This is a genomic window from Halococcus sediminicola, assembly GCF_000755245.1.
In the GTDB taxonomy this organism is placed as follows: domain Archaea; phylum Halobacteriota; class Halobacteria; order Halobacteriales; family Halococcaceae; genus Halococcus; species Halococcus sediminicola.
Map to the genome: position 1 here is coordinate 120801 of NZ_BBMP01000023.1, position 15892 is coordinate 136692.

Annotated in this window: 13 protein-coding genes; 4 read left to right on the forward strand and 9 right to left on the reverse strand. The window is 59.6% G+C overall.

The features are described from left to right. Positions 1-22: 22 nt before the first annotated feature. Positions 23-1051 carry a DUF2304 family protein gene (locus ACP97_RS14825; protein ID WP_049998614.1) on the reverse strand — a complete coding sequence of 343 codons (1029 nt, stop codon included), beginning with the start codon at positions 1049-1051 and terminating at the stop codon, positions 23-25. 324 nt (positions 1052-1375) lie between these two features. Between ACP97_RS14825 and ACP97_RS14830 the strand changes: the two genes are divergently transcribed. Then, entirely contained in the window at positions 1376-3271 is a 1896-nt protein-coding gene (locus ACP97_RS14830; protein WP_049998615.1) for a hypothetical protein, read from the forward strand. 374 nt (positions 3272-3645) lie between these two features. Here ACP97_RS14830 and ACP97_RS14835 read toward each other — a convergent pair whose 3' ends face one another. Beyond that, the gene (locus ACP97_RS14835; RefSeq protein ID WP_049998616.1) at positions 3646-5646 is read right to left on the reverse strand and encodes a DUF2079 domain-containing protein; all 2001 of its coding nucleotides are present in this window, start codon (positions 5644-5646) and stop codon (positions 3646-3648) included. Continuing rightward, complete coding sequence (locus ACP97_RS14840; protein WP_049998617.1) at positions 5639-6649, reverse strand: glycosyltransferase; 1011 nt, start codon at positions 6647-6649, stop codon at positions 5639-5641. Before ACP97_RS14840 ends, ACP97_RS14835 begins: the two co-directional genes overlap by 8 nt. A gap of 131 nt (positions 6650-6780) precedes the next feature. On the opposite strand from ACP97_RS14840, the gene ACP97_RS14845 reads away from it, so the two are divergent. From ACP97_RS14845 to ACP97_RS14855, 3 genes are all read left to right on the forward strand, one after another. Continuing rightward, positions 6781-8958: a carboxypeptidase-like regulatory domain-containing protein gene (locus ACP97_RS14845; protein ID WP_237561190.1), complete on the forward strand. Its 2178-nt coding sequence runs from the start codon at positions 6781-6783 to the stop codon at positions 8956-8958. Positions 8959-9103: 145 nt separating this feature from the next. Next, positions 9104-9532: a hypothetical protein gene (locus tag ACP97_RS14850; protein ID WP_237561191.1), complete on the forward strand. Its 429-nt coding sequence runs from the start codon at positions 9104-9106 to the stop codon at positions 9530-9532. Then, the gene (locus tag ACP97_RS14855; protein ID WP_049998619.1) at positions 9529-10425 is read left to right on the forward strand and encodes a hypothetical protein; all 897 of its coding nucleotides are present in this window, start codon (positions 9529-9531) and stop codon (positions 10423-10425) included. Before ACP97_RS14850 ends, ACP97_RS14855 begins: the two co-directional genes overlap by 4 nt. Before the next feature lie 75 nt (positions 10426-10500). Here the strand turns inward: ACP97_RS14855 and ACP97_RS14860 are convergent, their stop codons facing one another. The 6 genes from ACP97_RS14860 to ACP97_RS14880 form a co-directional block, all read right to left on the reverse strand. Then, entirely contained in the window at positions 10501-11505 is a 1005-nt protein-coding gene (locus ACP97_RS14860; protein ID WP_049998620.1) for an AAA family ATPase, read from the reverse strand. A gap of 7 nt (positions 11506-11512) precedes the next feature. Then, entirely contained in the window at positions 11513-12574 is a 1062-nt protein-coding gene (locus tag ACP97_RS14865) for a DUF4350 domain-containing protein (protein WP_049998621.1), read from the reverse strand. Then, the gene (locus ACP97_RS14870; protein WP_049998622.1) at positions 12574-12849 is read right to left on the reverse strand and encodes a hypothetical protein; all 276 of its coding nucleotides are present in this window, start codon (positions 12847-12849) and stop codon (positions 12574-12576) included. The genes ACP97_RS14865 and ACP97_RS14870 overlap by 1 nt, the downstream gene beginning before the upstream one ends. A gap of 198 nt (positions 12850-13047) precedes the next feature. Continuing rightward, entirely contained in the window at positions 13048-14478 is a 1431-nt protein-coding gene (locus ACP97_RS14875) for a DUF58 domain-containing protein (RefSeq protein ID WP_049998623.1), read from the reverse strand. 184 nt (positions 14479-14662) lie between these two features. Further along, positions 14663-15133, reverse strand: coding sequence for a signal peptidase I (locus ACP97_RS19220; RefSeq protein WP_079977656.1), 471 nt, complete (start codon positions 15131-15133; stop codon positions 14663-14665). Positions 15134-15189: 56 nt separating this feature from the next. Continuing rightward, positions 15190-15879 carry a hypothetical protein gene (locus ACP97_RS14880; RefSeq protein ID WP_154020028.1) on the reverse strand — a complete coding sequence of 230 codons (690 nt, stop codon included), beginning with the start codon at positions 15877-15879 and terminating at the stop codon, positions 15190-15192. Positions 15880-15892 lie beyond the last annotated feature (13 nt).

Genomic DNA, 15892 nt, shown 5'->3' on the forward strand with positions numbered 1-15892 from the left:
CGCTGTGCGTCTCGATAGCTACTCACCGAATCCACGTCGTGAGGATCGTTCGCATCAAACCGAACGCATAGCCCAACTGCGGCTTTTTCGTTTCACCGGCTTGTCGCTCTGCGATGGTGATTGGCACCTCCCGTAGTCGAAGCCCGTTCTTGCGCGCTTCGATGATCAACTCGGGCGCGCTGAATCGTTCTTCGGTCAGCGTCAGCTTCGGCAGTTCCGACCCACGAATCGCCCGAAAGCCGTTCGTACAATCGGTGATATCCGATTTCGTGAGCATATTGATCAGCCGCGTGAACACACGAATCCCGGCTCGACGAACGACACTGTTGCCCGAGTAATCAGTGCCCTTGTGCCGCGACCCCATTACGTAGTCGGCTTCGTCGTTCATGATCGGGGCTACCATCCGTTCAAGCCGATCGCTTGGATGCTGACCGTCACCGTCCATCGTCACTACGATCGAGGCCTCCTCGCGCATAGCGATGGCAAAGCCCGTCTGAAGAGCGCCACCCTGACCCTGATTGAGATGGTGTTCAACGACGGTCACGCCATCGGAACGGGCACGGTGGGCGGTCGCGTCTGCTGAACCATCCGAAACGACGATCGGCATGACGAGATAGCCACGAATCGTCTCCGGCAACGAGTTGACGACCTTCTCAATGGTTGCTTCTTCATTGTAGGCCGGAATCACAACACCGATTGTCTCGCCCCCTCCGTCTGCCTGGATCGCGTTGGCCTGGTCGAGCGAGAGACTTCGTGTGAGATCGTTGATCCGGCCCCGATTGGCACGCACAAGCGACACGAGATAGAACACACAAGCCAGCAAGCCAACATTCCCGAGCAACGAGACGGTCACGTATCGCTTGCGAATGTTAAGGAGGTTCCCAATTTGATCGTAGATCGCCGGGATAAAGGCGACGGCGAGCAGTCCAACGGCCGCACCGCCGGCAAGCAGCAGGTCTGTCCTGATGAACCGCCTCCGATAACGTTCGAATCCCCACGCTAACGCTGCGATAGCTAGCACTACGAACGCTAGCATCAGTATGCTGTTCATCTATCACACCCTTTGACAAATTCTTTTAGAATCCGTGTCAATTTTAGCCCTTTAACAAACACTCTGAAGCAAACCTAATAATAGTGTCGACTACCCGCTGTACGCTCACTAGAACGCTATGACTCGCTCTAGTAGTCTGTCAATAGCGAACTCTTCCGACGAGATCCTTCTGAGAGGGAATTCCGTCAACAGCGTTCCTCACTACCACGTTTCGCGCCACTTCAAAGTAGGGCACTCAGTTGAGTATCGGTATCCACCGCGCAATTCCCTGTCTTTTAAACAGTCTACAGTTGTCCACCTACCAACGGTACAGTAACAACCCAGATGAACGCTACCACTTACCGGCGACTCTCGAAGGCCACACTTGCAGCAGGTGCAATTGCGCTCACCGTTACCGCTGTCGCTGCACACCTCACGCCGGCGACGGGTTACGAACTTTCGATCTACCAGGCGACACCGAGTGTGTTCTGGATTGGTTTCTTTGCCGTGCTGGCGGTCGCGGCCGTTCTTGCCTTCGGCAGCGACCGACGATCGATCCGTATCGCGGCGCTGTGGCTCGGTGGTCTCGCAATCGTCGCGTTCACCGCGTTGCCACTCATTCGTGGCTACTATTTCTTTGGCCCGGAGGACGCGCTCACACATCTCGGCACGACGAAGGGCCTCGTTCACGGAACCGTCGATCTCACGACGATTATCTATCCAGCGATGCACACTCTTGCTGTCCTTCTCGGCACGATCACTACAAAGTCGTTCACGTGGGCTCTCTTAATTACGGTCCCAATCTTCGTCGCGGTGTTTGTTCTGTACGTACCCCTCTGTGTACGCCTGATCGTTGCCCGTACCACTATCGACCCGATCGCCGTCTTCTCGGCCCTGCTCTTGCTCCCGATCGCCGTTATCTACCTCCCGGTGCTCCAGCCGATCCCGACCAGTGAAGCCATCCTCTTCATCCCTGCTGTCACCTTCGTCCTACTCGCGTACACACGCCGCCCCCGACGGCTCGCCTTTGGCACCTTGCTTGTGATTACTCTCGCCTTTCTCGTCGTCCTTCACCCACAGCACGGGCTCGTTTTCGGAGCTCTACTCGGAATCGTACTGGTTACACAGTTTTTCGCCCAGACGCTGACGCGTACGGTCACGGGGCCGAAAGCAATCGCGAGCTTATTCGTCCAGTTCGTCGTGCTCGCCGGTGTTGGCCTCGCTGTCGTCTGGCTCTGGCTCAGTACCCAGTCGCTCTTTGGCCGGGGCGTTTCCGAGCTCGGCCCAGTGCTGTTTGACGTCGAGAACACCACTCAGCTTCGGACATTCCTCTCAACACACTCGCTTGACACCATCATCGCCGAACTGCTCGACAATCCCGCACAACCGATTATCCCGCGCAGCAACACACTACAAATACTCGGGGTGTCTGTCCGCGCAATCTATCGCCGCACGTTCGCCGTCGAGATCGTCTATGCTGTTTTCGCCATGCTCGCCCTCCTCGTTCCGATCCTCTCGAAACTGGCGGACCGCCGCAACATCCGCTATTCGGTCGTGCTCTCGCTCGCCTGTGGGGTCGTCCCTGCTGTGGTCCTCACCGTGCTATACGTCCTTGCGGGTAACCCGCTCCAGTATTTCCGGTATCTCGGCTTCATCCTCGTTTTCGTGACGGTCCTCGGTGGCGTCTTCCTCTGGGAGGCACGCGCCACCGCCGAAACCTGGCTTCCATCGATGCCCGTCCGTAGCGTCCTTACCGTCGGCTTCGTCGTGTTGCTCGTCGTCTCCTCGTTCACGATGTTTCGCTCACCGTATGTCACCCAAGAGACCGACCATGTTCCGGAAGGGCAGATGGATGGCTACGAATTCGCGTTTGCCCATGGCGCAAGCGAGATGGGATTTGCCGGCGTCGGATCGCCGATCTATCGCTATCGCGATGGCATCGCCGGCTCGAATGCATCAAGCGTTCCCAAAGCATCGCTCGACGACCCACGCGGTAGCGGTGCGTACTCGCGCGTCCCATACCATTTCGCCGACCAACAGCTTCGAACACAGTCCGACGATCCGTTCTATCTCCCGGTGACGGCAGCCGACCGACAGTCGAGCACACAACTGTACGGTGGGGTCGAGTTCTCGCGGGCGGACTTTGCATACCTCAATACAACACCCGGTATCGCCAACACTTATGCGAACGGACAGTTCGACCTCTATCGTATCGAACCAATCAACGAAACCGATGGATGAAGGGTGTGTTCGGCCGTTCGTAGCCCTTATTTCGCGGAGAGAATCCTGTGTTTAGCAAGTGGATATTGAAAATATCCATCAGATTCTTTACCAAACAATCCAACGATCAGAGAGAAAGATGCCGTACAGCAAGACACCAGACAAGGAGGAATACTGCCCGACGTGTGAGTCCGTGCAGTCGATCACCCAAACTGTTGCGTGGCAACCAAACCAGTGTGAGGAGTGCGGAGCAGAGATCCCATCATAATAGAATAAGTCCGGCAGGCTTCGTTGGCGCGGTTTCAGCGAAAGTACGTGCGCGTTTCAAGGAGCGCTTCAAAATATTCTCAATTATCATATTGCCGGTCAATCAACCACGTTCGAAGTTCGTTCCCTCAACCACCCGCTGCCGATCCGTTCGCCTTCGACTCTACGACGACTGACTCGAGCGCGATCGTCCCGTAGCCGGTCCGGAAGCCACGGAATTCGATTCCATTGCGCGGTTCCGCAAGCGTGAACGGGACGGTCACCGTCTGCGCCCCACTCGCTGCTGGCACCTGTTGACGGGCAATTACACGCGCTCTATCGCCCACCGCCACGTCGACGGTTAAGGCTGAGCCGTTCGCTCCGCTGTCGGCCGCGGAGACACGAAACGTTGCGGTGTAGTTGCCCGCTGGCAGCGCCGTGTAAGGACCGTGCCAGACGTTGCTGCCGTTGGTGCCATGAGTATCGACGAGGCGGCTACCGTTGACTCGTCTTTCGCTCGCTGTGAACTCGTTGGCATCGAAGACAACGCGCTCGCTCGGTGATGATTGCGTGATGCCGACTGGCGATCCGTTATACCCCCGCTTGAGAATCCAGATACCGTCCTGATAGCGATAGACGCCGTACTCGTCGCCAACCAGGGGGAAATATGCGTCCCGCACGGGTATCGACCAGTCGTACGAGCGCGTATCGAGTCCTGTATCGAAGAGGACGTACTCCGGCTTCGGCGTGCCGTACTGCTGCTGATAGAGCCCGAACAGCGATGGATTCGGGATGAACGTCGCGTTCGAGCGCGTCGCGACGTGAGGATAGATCGTATTTTGGGTCACGAGTGAGGCATTTGCCGGCACACTCTCGACAGCCGTCGCAAGCGTCTCTTTGTGGTCGTTGGTCTCCGGCACCGCACCTTCGTCGGCGATAGTCTGTGCGCCGGCCCCGGCACTCGTCAGAAGCACCACGACGAGAAACGTCGTGAGCGCGCGTCCCGACGGTAACATCGGCGATAGTCGCCCCAATATGCGACTGGCCCCGATATAGACGAACGGCAGCAGATAGAGCGGGTAGTGGACATCGAACGTGTAGAACGCCTCCGTCCCGCTGAGCAGCCATGCGAACCCGAGAAACGGTGCCAGCGCACCGAGCGTGCTCTCATCGACCAGCGCGAGGAACAGTACCGGTGCGAGAAAGAGCGCGAAATATAGCAGTTTGGTGAAGACGTCGGCTCCGAGCGACTCGACAATGAGTTCGGGCCGCGAAAGAATCAACGAGAGCAACTGACCGGTCGTTGCTCGGCCACCCTCGACGAATGGCTGCAGCGGGGCCGCGATCGCCGCCTCGCGGATGCCCGAGACACGGCTGAAGCGAGCGATGACCGCCCCCGAGAGGAGTTTCGCGGCGACGGTCAGTACGGCCGCCCCAGCGAACACCCATCGTTCGCGAGCAAGACGGCCGGCACGGTAGGCACTGATTGCGAGACCGACCAGAAAGCCGCCGCCGATGAGCACCATGAGTTCGTTGGTAACCAACACGAGTGCGAACGCGAGCAAAAACAGTCGATACCGCTCGTTGTGATACCAATGATAGGCCAAAAGGACCAGCATCGGCAGGAGAACGTGTTCTTGAAAGTCGTATATCCAGGCCGACCAGAGAAACGGGTTGCACGCATAGGAGACGGTTAGAAATCCAGCCAAGCGTCGATCCTCGATGTGATCTCTGGCGACGACCCACACGAGCAAGATGCTGGCTGCAAGAAAGAACGATTTCCACAACAGCAGCGTTATCGGCGATGTGACGAGCGCGAACAGCGGCAGAAACACCAATAGTGTGAGTGTAAAATGGCCGCCCCAGTACGACCCGCTTGGATGGCCGGCGACGTATTTCCCTTGCTGGAGGAATCCCTCGCCATCAAGCGTCGTTGCAAGCATATGGACATACGTGCCGAAGTCCGCACCAGTCAGCCAGAAGCTCTCATAGAGGGCGATGGTGTAGGCTGCAAACCCGACGAACAACACCACCGCGAGCACGACGATATACCACGGCACTACTGCGTAACGTCGAAACGAGCGTGCGAGCAGCGTGGCAATCGTATCGGGCAGAAGTCGACCCCCGATACGTTCGAGACGGCTATCCATCGGCTCGCTCCGGGGTCGTCAGCAGTGCTTTGAGCTGTGGATACACCGTGTCGATGCTTGAGCGTTCACCGATCTCACGAGCCCGGCGACAGCGCCGCTCGTAGCCGCTGTCGTGGGTCCACTCCCATCGAAGCGTTCTGAGCCGCGCAACGAGATCGCCGACCGTCGACCCATGCAAGACGGCGTCCCCTTCCGGGGGGTGGGTTCGCAATGGTGTCGTCACGACCGGCGTGCCTGACGCCAGCGCCTCTTTGATCACTAGACTGTCGACGTCGATGCGGGTCGGATGCAAGACGGTATGAGCGCTCGCATAGGCGTCAGCGAGTTCGTCTTCATCGAGGAAACCAAGCCCTTCGATCGCTGGATGGTCGCTGTCACCGGTCGTCACCACCTGCAGTTCGTCGGCAAGCGTGGTAGCGACTTTCTGCGTGCGATCCCAGCCCTTTGAAGGGAGCTGTGCCGCCGTGACGAGTACGGTAAACGGTCCTTCGCGCTCGCCTTCGACGGGCTTGAACAGCGACGTATCGACGAAGTTCGGGATATGATGGGTGTTCGGATGCGGAGAGGTGTAGCTGTCGGTCACGGTGTGAACCGCATCGAACCGATCGAAAGCGTGCTTGCCGAGTGCGTGATACAGTAGTTTCGCTGCCGTCGGGACGATCCCATAGTACGGTTCGTACAACTGCTTCGTGAGATACACCCATGAATGGATGCCCGCGATCGCACGCGTCTCGCCGGTGAAAAACGAGCGGGCGAACGGATGATAGAACAGGTAGGCACTATCGAACGCCGAGAGATCGTGATGCCAGCACTCGCGGTAGGAGACAGCATCGTCAAGGACATCATCAACCGCTACACGACGCTCGTCTTGCGGGGTATAGGGCAGCGCACGGACCGCGACATCGAAGCCATCAGCGGCCAAGCGGTTGGCGAGCGTTGCCGTCCACTTCTCGCCGCCGCGATAATGTTCGAGGGAGAGATGGGGACAGAGTGCGATCTTCATCTCGGCTGTTGTCTGGGCGACGGTGACCTGAATGATGACAGTTGCGGTCGCTTGTTACGCCGCCGAACGCGACAATCGAGCCGATTGCCGGGAAGGAAAGCAGTTTTATCCGGTCGTGGAGAGATGCCGGTGTGGTCTCCGCGCCTCGCTTCGGCACCGTCATGGTGGTTTGTCTGGCGATGTTGCTCGTGACCGTTGGGCTGGTACCAGCCAGTGCGGCGGTGGCCAGCGCTGACACGGCCGACCAGCCATCACAGATCGACCAGCCGGCCAACAACAGCTCCGTCGCCCACGAGGACCCACAATCAGCCGACGACGAGGGCAACGTCTCCGCCCTGCAGGGATCGTTGTCCGATCGACTCGGCGAGACGCTCGTCGACTGTACGGAGGGAATAGGGGTCGGCAACTACAACGCCTGCAACCAATCAAAGGACTACCCCGACTGGCTCGGCAAATACGTCAACGTCACCCGCAGTTCCGACTCCGAGACCAACAAAACCGACGAGTTCCAAGAGGCCAGAGAAAATCAGACGTCGTACGCAAACGACGTCCAACGCTTTCACCGGACCGTCGAGCAGTACCGGACTGCACGGCAAAACGGTCAAACCGAACGTGCCCGTCGACTTGCGCGTCGTGCCCAACGGCTATCCCAACAGATCAACGAGACTGGGACCCGACTGACCGAGGACTATCGTACGATCGATAACGGCACGACCCAGAACTTCTCGGCGGCAATCGAAACGACCAACGCGACCACCAACAACGTCTCCGCCGTCGCCGAAACGGTCAGCGTCGAACAGTTCGCAAATACGACGATCACAGCCTCGACGGCCAACCCACGAGCTTCCTTCGACGATCCGTTTGTCGTGAGCGGCCGCCTCACGACGCCGAATGGGACACCACTCCCAAACCGTACCATCGCATTGGAGGACAACAACCGTCTCCAACGGGCGACCACCGACGATTCCGGACGGTACACCATCACCTTTCGACCGACACTCCTTCCGCTGGATACACAGCGTCTCACGGTCCGCTATCGACCGTCGACCCAGTCGATCTATCGGAGTAACCAAACCTCCGTGCCTGTCTCCGTCCAACAGACAACGCCGGCGATCCAGGCACGGACGGCCCCACAGACCGTCGGGTTCGACGACCTACTGTCGATCACCGGCCGCGTCGCGGTCAACGACAGTGGCGTCGGCTCGCTACCGGTCGCCGTCTCGATTGACGGCCAGGAGTTCAACCTCTCCGATGGCAGTCGCGTCCGGACGGGCGAGAACGGTCGCTTCAGGATGACCGATAGGATGCCGGCCAGCGTCACCCCCGGCCGTCAAAACGTTCGCGTCTCGCTGCCAGTCGAGAATCGGTCCATCGCCAGTGCGAACACGTCGGTTCCCGTGACGGTCACGCAGACACCGACGGCACTGTCGATCAACGCCACCCAGCAGTCGGTGAACGGTTCGGCCATCGGCGGACCGACCGTCCACGTCGAAGGCAACCTCACCGCCAACGGGACGCCGGTCGAGAACCGAACGGTGGCAGTCAAACTGAATAACTCAACGACGCCCGTGAGAACTGACGAAAACGGCAGCTACGCGGCCAACATCACGGTGCCGCAAAACGTCTTCGCGGATCAGACGGGCACCACGATGACGACGATCGGTGCGACGTTCGACGGCGCAAACACGAACCTCGAATCATCGCGTCGCCGAACAACGCTCCAGCTCATGGTTCCGGTCCAGGTGACTAGCGTCTTCGAGCAGTTCCTCAGCGTGTTCACAGCTCTCCCCGTGACCTATCAATTGCTGCTTGGATTCGCTTGCATCTTCGTACTCGGCGCTTCCGTCGCCGTCCTTCGTGCGTGGCTCGGTCTCGGCGGTACCGAGACCACAGACTCTCCCACGTCGACGATAGGAAGTGAGGCGACAGGATCCACCGACGAACAGCGCGATGGTCTCGTGGCGCTGCTCACGGCGGCACGCGAACGGCTATCGGCGGGTGACTCTGAGCATGCGATCGAGATCGCGTACACGGCCGTCCGACGGACGCTCGGTCGCGACCCCGAACTCGGTGGCGCACGAACACACTGGGAATTTCTGGAAGCATGCGTCGACCACGGGATCGACCACCATCGGCTCGGGGCACTCAGGCGACTGACCGAACGCTACGAGCGTGCAACCTTCTCCCAGCGTTCGCTCTCGACTGAGACAGCGTCGTCCGCACTCGATGACGCTCAGACGGTAGCCGAATCCGATAACCCAGCGACGACCGACGAGCGGGACACGGATTCCAGGGCACAATCGGAATGATTTCGGTCAAAAGACAAAACATAAATCATCCTGTGACGACTCCCGTGTACAAACGATTGTTCTTAATCTAGCGCCATTCCAAAGAATACCAATGAGTGTTACCTTTCACGAACCGAACGCTCCACGCCTTTCTCGTATTGCGAAAGTGGTTGCAGCGCTCGGAACGCTCGTCGCAACGCTCGCGGTCGGCGTGGCAGTCGGTCCGCTCGGTGTTCTCATGGCTGCTGGTCTCGTTAGTGCTCTCTACTTCATCTCGACGACGGCAGCCTTTGCGCTCGGACAGGTCGTTCTCGTCGCGCTCGTCCCAGCCAGTGGGGCGTTTGCGATCCTCGTACTTGCTGAGATCGGCCTGCTCGGAGTGCTTTTCAGTACTGCCGTCGATCATCACGACCCAGCACGGTTACTCGTCGTGTCGCTGCTGGCCGGTCTCGTGATCGGATCGATCGGCTGGCTTGGCTTTCAGGCGAGCCAGACAGTTTGGATCGTCGCGGGCGCGCTCGCCCTCGCCACCGCATTCTTCGCCTACGGCATTCACCGATACGAGCGAGTGATGCTGGGGTTAGTCAGGACATGAGCGAGAGCGAAGCTCAGGATCGACCTGTAGGGTCGGACGAGCCGGAAACCGAAGCGGAAGCAACTGCCGAGGCCTCCGAACTCGCCGCGCAGGTCGACGTCCTTCAAGAGGAAAACCAGCGCCTCCGCGAAGAATATGCACGCGCGCGTCGAACGCAGTACCGTCGGACGGCGCTCGCATTGGCCGCTGTCGGCTTGCTCGCGACACTCGGCGGGGTGGCCCTTCCTGAATCTCGCACCGTACTCTTCGCGCTCGGTGGCACCGGCCTGTTCGCGGCCGCACTGACCCGTTATCTCACTCCGGAGCAGTTCATCTCTGCATCGGTAGGTGAGGGAATCTACGGCTCGCTTGCAGCGACCGAGGCAGCACTCGTGAGGGAACTCGGACTCCAAGACGAGCGACTGTATCTCCCTGGACCGGAGACGCCAAACGGCGTCTCGATACGACTGTTCGTCCCTCAGCAGTCCGAATACACGCATCCAGATCCATCAGCACTCGACGCAGTGTTCGTCCTTACAGACAACGAAGCCGAGCGTGGCGTCGCCCTTCATCCGAGCGGTGGCCCGCTGTTCGCTGAGTTCCGTCAGACGCTATCGGGCGGGCTCGCCGATGAACCGGTCACGCTCGCTACACAGCTCGCCGATGGACTCGTTGAACAGTTCGAGTTGGCACAGAGCGTAACCTCAGATCGCACTGACGGGGACGGGCAGGTCACGTTTGCCATCAACGGAAGTACCTATGGTGCGGTCGACCGGATCGATCACCCCGTAGCGTCGTTTCTCGGCGTCGGGACCGCGGCCGGATTGGATCGGGCAGTCACCGTCGAGACCAAAGCAGCCGACGGTGATCGTGCCGACTACCTCGTAACGTGTTCGTGGGAGAATCATACCTAACCGAGACAGTAGAGAAGTCTCACCGTTCTATTAGCCGATATCGACCGAATCGAGTTTGGAACTGATTTTGTATGACTACCTCGCCTCACCGTCGAAAAATTCGCCTCCATCGGGGGTCGCCGCAGGGGTCGTAACGTCGCTACCGGGTGGCTCGACGTCGTTTTCGATGTCCGCCAGCACGTCTGCGACCGAGACATCACCAAGCGACGCGTCGGTGCTCAACACCAGTCGGTGGACGAGGACTGGTTCGAGCAGCGCTTTCACGTCGTCCGGGATGACGTACTCGCGGCCATGGATGGCCGCACGAGCTTTTGCTGCATTGAGGAAGGCAAGCGTAGCCCGCGGCGACGCACCGTACTCGACGTTTGGGTTCTCGCGTGTTGCGGCTACGAGATCGAGCATATACTCTTTGACCGTGTTATCGACGTACACTTTGTTAATGGCCGTCCGCGCCTCAAGCAGTTCGTCGGCGGTGGTGACCTGCTCGATGTCCCCTGGGCCGAGGTCGGGGTCGTCGTCGAAGCGATCGAGGAGCTGGTGTCCTTCCTCGCGGTCCGGCAGGTCGGCCGTGAGCTTGAGCTGGAAGCGGTCGCGCTGAGCTTCCGGGAGTTCGAAGGTTCCCTCCATCTCGATCGGGTTCTGGGTCGCGACGAGCAGAAACGGTTCCGGCAGTGGGAGGGTTTCGCCGCCGATCGTGACTTGTCGTTCCTGCATTGCCTCCAACAGCGCACTCTGGGTCTTCGCTGTCGCGCGGTTGATCTCGTCGGCGATCACGAGATTCGCGAACACCGGTCCACGCTGGAGTTCGAATTCGCCTGTCTGTTCTCGGTAGACGTGCGTCCCGGTGATGTCAGCCGGCAGTACGTCCGGAGTCATCTGTATCCGCGTATGCTCCAATCCACTTGCCTGTGCGAACAGTCGTGCGAGCGTCGTCTTCGCGACGCCCGGGACGCCTTCGAGCAGGACGTGCCCCCGAGTCAGTGCCGCGATCGTGAGTCCCTCGACCAGATCTTCCTTGCCGATAAGTACTGCACTGACCTCCTCGTTCAGCGTTTCGTAGAGCTCTTCGGGGGTAGCCATTGGTGAATTACTCTTCCCGACGGGCCATAATCCCTTGTATGACACGCTCGGTTCGTTCGTCATCCCAGTCGGGATGGCGCTCGCGAACGAACGCGGCCAGTCCTTCTGGCCGCGACGCTAGCGATGGCTCATCGGCGGGGCCGGCGCGGTCGACAAGTCGCCTAGCGATACCGGGATAGCGTGCAAAGAGACCGATGACGCCGATGCCGAGCGCCCCGACAACGATCTGGAGGAGCGGCGCGTCCCTAACGACTAATAGTGCGACCGACAGCGGCGGTAGTCCGCCTGCATGCGAGTAGTCCAGCAGGACGCGTTCGTGGACGCCGAACACCGAGCGAACGAACGCGAGGTTGTCCGAGCGCTCGAGCATCGCGTTAATGAACAAGCTTGGGTCGCCAACGACGAGTACGCGACCGTCACCGACCGATTCAGCCGTCGCGACTGGTTTCGTCCCGATCTCCTCTGCGTCGTCGAGTTCGCCGTCGCGGTCACTGTCGACGTACGCCACCTCGGAGCTGCTCGCGAGCACCGTTGCGCCGTTCGGAGCGACGGGCGAACCGTGATTGAGGGTCAGCTTATCGACGTCAGTCATCAGCGAGGCGTTCGAGATATTGGGTGCGATCGGCAGCGCCGTCGACTGGTAGCTGTACTGCTCGTCGCGTAGGAGCTGGCCGGTCACGCGCGCTCGTGCGCCGACTGCATCCAGGAGCCCGTTCGCATGCTGACCGACATCCTCAGCCACCAGCAGCGTGCCACCGTTGCGTACGAACGAACGGAGCCGGTCGGTCTCGCGCGGGCCATAGTCGCTTTCGGGCGAGAGGACGACCGCGACCGTTCCGTTCGGTGATACACTCGCGTATCGCGACGTGTTCCGGACGATCTCACCCTCGGCACCGGTTGCTTGTGCTTGCTCGCGAAGCTCGGAGGCCCCGTCCCACGCGTCATTGTACGAGCCGAACGCCGCGCTCGACGTGCTCGCCGCGAGTACGAGGCCAACGACCGTGACGACGGTGAGCGCTACGAGTACGAGCTGTGGATAGCCGACGTCGAAACGCTCTCGCAGCCCCACTAGAACACCCCCTCTGGGAGGATCGCGAGCACCCGACGAACGACAACGTAGGCGAAGACGGCTAGCCCAGCGAGGATGATCCATCGGAGCCGCGAGCGCCACTCCGGCGTCACCGAAAACGGAGCGGTGAGTTCAACGATGATCAGAAAGCCGATGAGCGAGACGACGAAAAACAACTCCAGCGAGAGCGCCCCGAGCAACGCCAACCCACCGATGGCTGCGAGCATCCAGGCCGTCTGCGCATAGATGAATCGCTGCCGTCGACGGGTCGCCATACGTTCTCGATATACGCCTGCCACTAAAAACGCGCAGGTATCTTCTGCGTTATGTCGTATTCCCGCTTGCCATCCAACACTCGGCGCTCGAAGTCACAGATAAGACCTGGAAGACTGTGCTCTCCACTCTCCTCGATACAAGTGGATATACAGCACGTCGTCGAAGCGGGAAGCCACGCGGCGCAGGCGTGAACACGTCTACTGTGCGTTTGCCGAGCGGCTGCGTTGGTTCCCGCTTGCAAGCACGGCATCCAGCCGATCACGTGGGCCGACCTCGAACGCGGAGACACGTCTGAGACGCGCGAGATCGCGCCGAAACGACTCAAATCGTCGGTAACGTTCGTAGGCTTCCTCAAGATCGGCGAGCCCGCCCGGCTCGAACAATGCCGTCGGCGTGAGAAAAACGAGCACGCGACCGTCGCCGCGCCGGGCGAGCCTGACCGTCTCGTGAAGCTCAGCCCGATGGCTGTCGTCGGTGAAGATCACCGTCCAGACCGTCCCTGACAGCCGGGCAAGACTGGTGCGTGCGGTCTCGAACAGTGGATCGCCCGCGATATGCTCGACATATGTCGCCGTGGATTCGAGATACGCCCCGACCGTCCGCTCAAAGGCATTCTGGTCTGTGAGTCCGCGAGCGGTGTGACGTAGCGTGGCGGGGTCGTCGCGGTCGGTGGCGGTCGTATCTCCGGCGGTTGGTTCCAGAGCGCGCAGCCGGCGTTTGACGTCGCCGTAGCGCCCAGATGTCGGGGGGCGATAATCGGTGATTCCGCCGTCGCCGACGGCGTAGTAACCGAGCGGATCATCAAACTCGTTGACGCTGTCGATGAACGTCAACGCGACCTCTCTTGCGTAGTCGAGTTTCGTCTCGCCGGGCGGCCCGTCGCTCATGGTTGTACGATGGTCGACAAGCAGCGCCGTCGTTCGATTCGTTTCGACCTCGTATTCGCGAATGTACGGCTCGTTCAACCGTGCGGTCGCGTTCCAGTCGATGCGGTCGGCGGTGTCGCCGGGGATGTACTCGCGAAGCTCACCCGGATCAAGCCCGGCGTCCCGACGACCGCCTTGACGCCGCCCGTACGCCGTCATAAGTTGTTCGCCACCCTCACCGACGTGGACATTCCGCGGCCCTTGCGGCTCAACAACGATCGATGGCGTCGGTCCGCGCGACAACTGCTCGACGAACAGTCCATCGGCATCGCCAAGCGTGAGTGTCGGCTGGGGAAATTCGTAGGAGCCAGCGACTGCCCACTGGATAGTCACAACGGTATCGACTTGTTCGTCGCCAGGCGCGATATCGAGTGTGCGCTCTTCGGCGTCCGTACCAGTTGCACTGATCGGCAGACCGATCTCGATTTCGATCGCCAGCGGGGCGGGGCGTGCGAACGATGCCGCGAGTGTGACTGGCGTCTCGTTGCCCGCAACCACTCGGTCTTGGGCGGGGAGCTGCTCGATGGTCATCACAGCGGTTGTTTCCGATAGTGCACGAACGAACAGATACTGGCGTCCGAGCAGCCACGCGCCGAGACTCGCCGCACCGACCAACAGCAGTGGGCGAGCGAACGCGATCGCGAGAACGGCAAGCAGAAGGCCCGTTCCGGCGACCGCCCAGTAGCGGCGCGTGACCTGCATGCTACGATGACGAACGCCCACATAGTTCAACCTACCTCATCACCGTCGCAATCGTTCTGGTGAGCCGGAAGTGATAGTTTTGACGTGCGCACCCTCAGCCGACGATAACCGCGAACCTGACTGTAGTACAGCTAAAGGGTGAGCGGCCCATCCGCGGTTCTCCTGATGGGCTGTACCGGTCTGCTTATTCTTCACTACACTTCTCTCTGAGTAGCTCCCGTCCGGCGGTATAGAGGATTACTACGCCCACGATCATTCCCCAGAGCGCCAGACCTGGCGCGGTAAGTGGACGAAGGAGATATCCGTAGAGTGGGACTGAAAAGACATACTCACCACGGATCTGCGATTCTGATATTCGCCATGAATCGGGTGGCTGCTTTTCACCTTTTGTGATGAACCCCTCTGAAGTTTCGCCGACAATTCGGTGCGTAACCGTTCTGTCTTGCACGGAAAACGTGATGATGTCGCCTTTTGTGTAATCGTTCGTTTCGTGTGTATAGACAAGACTGCCTGTTTGAATTGCTGGCTCCATACTCCCACTCAGGACGACATAGCTTCCGTAGCTTGGTAGAGGAACGAACACCAGGTGGATGATGAGTGGAACAAGAGCAATACTCACCAGTATCTCTGAACGATATTCACGGAGGCACTGCATGCATACGTTTCCGACCAAATTACTATCTCAAGGTGAGTTTACTGCAATGGAAGTGTCTATCGATACTGGATCGTGTTCTCAACCGATACGTCCTGGTCTTCGAATGACTGAGCAGAGCCAACGACCGAAACCGTGATCTCGATCCCGTCATCCGGGCGAACTCTCCCGAAGATACCACGATTTCCGTTGATCTCGATTCGAAGGTCGGTGCTCTCTCCAGCCTCTATCCCTGCAAGCGACGTGAGTCTCTCGCGTGTGCTCCCAAGCGTGAGGTCTTCGACATCGTACCGACCATTCCCGTTCTCGTCAGCGATGACGGATCCAAGCAAGTTCCTGCCGCCGTAGGTAAACTCACTCACCCGCATCGAACGTACCGTCAAGTTAGCATTTCCACCTCGTCCAAATCGGCCGTCGTTTTCCACGTATGAGACCGCCACGCCGATCTCATCACAGTCGACTGTCGATGCAGTATTATCGATGCGAAGCGTGTTTCCAGCTGGTGTTGAACTGAATAGGCGTCCATGATCAGTGTCCCGCCAGGTTCTCGTGACCTCGTCTTCTTGAAGTTCATCGGTCGTACTGCCGCGCGTGGCAGGGCCGACCTCACTGAGTTTGAGATCGAGTACACCTCCCTCAATCGGTCCCTGTTCAGATGATTCGGTATCGATGAACTGCGCCGCCACTGGAGGAACCGCGAGTAGTGCTGCCGTTGAGAGGCCGGAGGCGAGGACCGTACGGCGGTTCATCAGGTTGATTGCG

Bases quoted from the DNA above. Each gene is read 5' to 3' on its own strand.
- ACP97_RS14875 (WP_049998623.1), bottom strand. From the start codon at position 14,478: ATGCAGGTCACGCGCCGCTACTGGGCGGTCGCCGGAACGGGCCTTCTG.
- ACP97_RS19220 (WP_079977656.1), bottom strand. From the start codon at position 15,133: ATGCAGTGCCTCCGTGAATATCGTTCAGAGATACTGGTGAGTATTGCT.
- ACP97_RS14830 (WP_049998615.1), top strand. From the start codon at position 1,376: ATGAACGCTACCACTTACCGGCGACTCTCGAAGGCCACACTTGCAGCA.
- ACP97_RS14870 (WP_049998622.1), bottom strand. From the start codon at position 12,849: ATGGCGACCCGTCGACGGCAGCGATTCATCTATGCGCAGACGGCCTGG.
- ACP97_RS14855 (WP_049998619.1), top strand. From the start codon at position 9,529: ATGAGCGAGAGCGAAGCTCAGGATCGACCTGTAGGGTCGGACGAGCCG.
- ACP97_RS14835 (WP_049998616.1), bottom strand. From the start codon at position 5,646: ATGGATAGCCGTCTCGAACGTATCGGGGGTCGACTTCTGCCCGATACG.
- ACP97_RS14840 (WP_049998617.1), bottom strand. From the start codon at position 6,649: ATGAAGATCGCACTCTGTCCCCATCTCTCCCTCGAACATTATCGCGGC.
- ACP97_RS14860 (WP_049998620.1), bottom strand. From the start codon at position 11,505: ATGGCTACCCCCGAAGAGCTCTACGAAACGCTGAACGAGGAGGTCAGT.
- ACP97_RS14825 (WP_049998614.1), bottom strand. From the start codon at position 1,051: ATGAACAGCATACTGATGCTAGCGTTCGTAGTGCTAGCTATCGCAGCG.
- ACP97_RS14880 (WP_154020028.1), bottom strand. From the start codon at position 15,879: ATGAACCGCCGTACGGTCCTCGCCTCCGGCCTCTCAACGGCAGCACTA.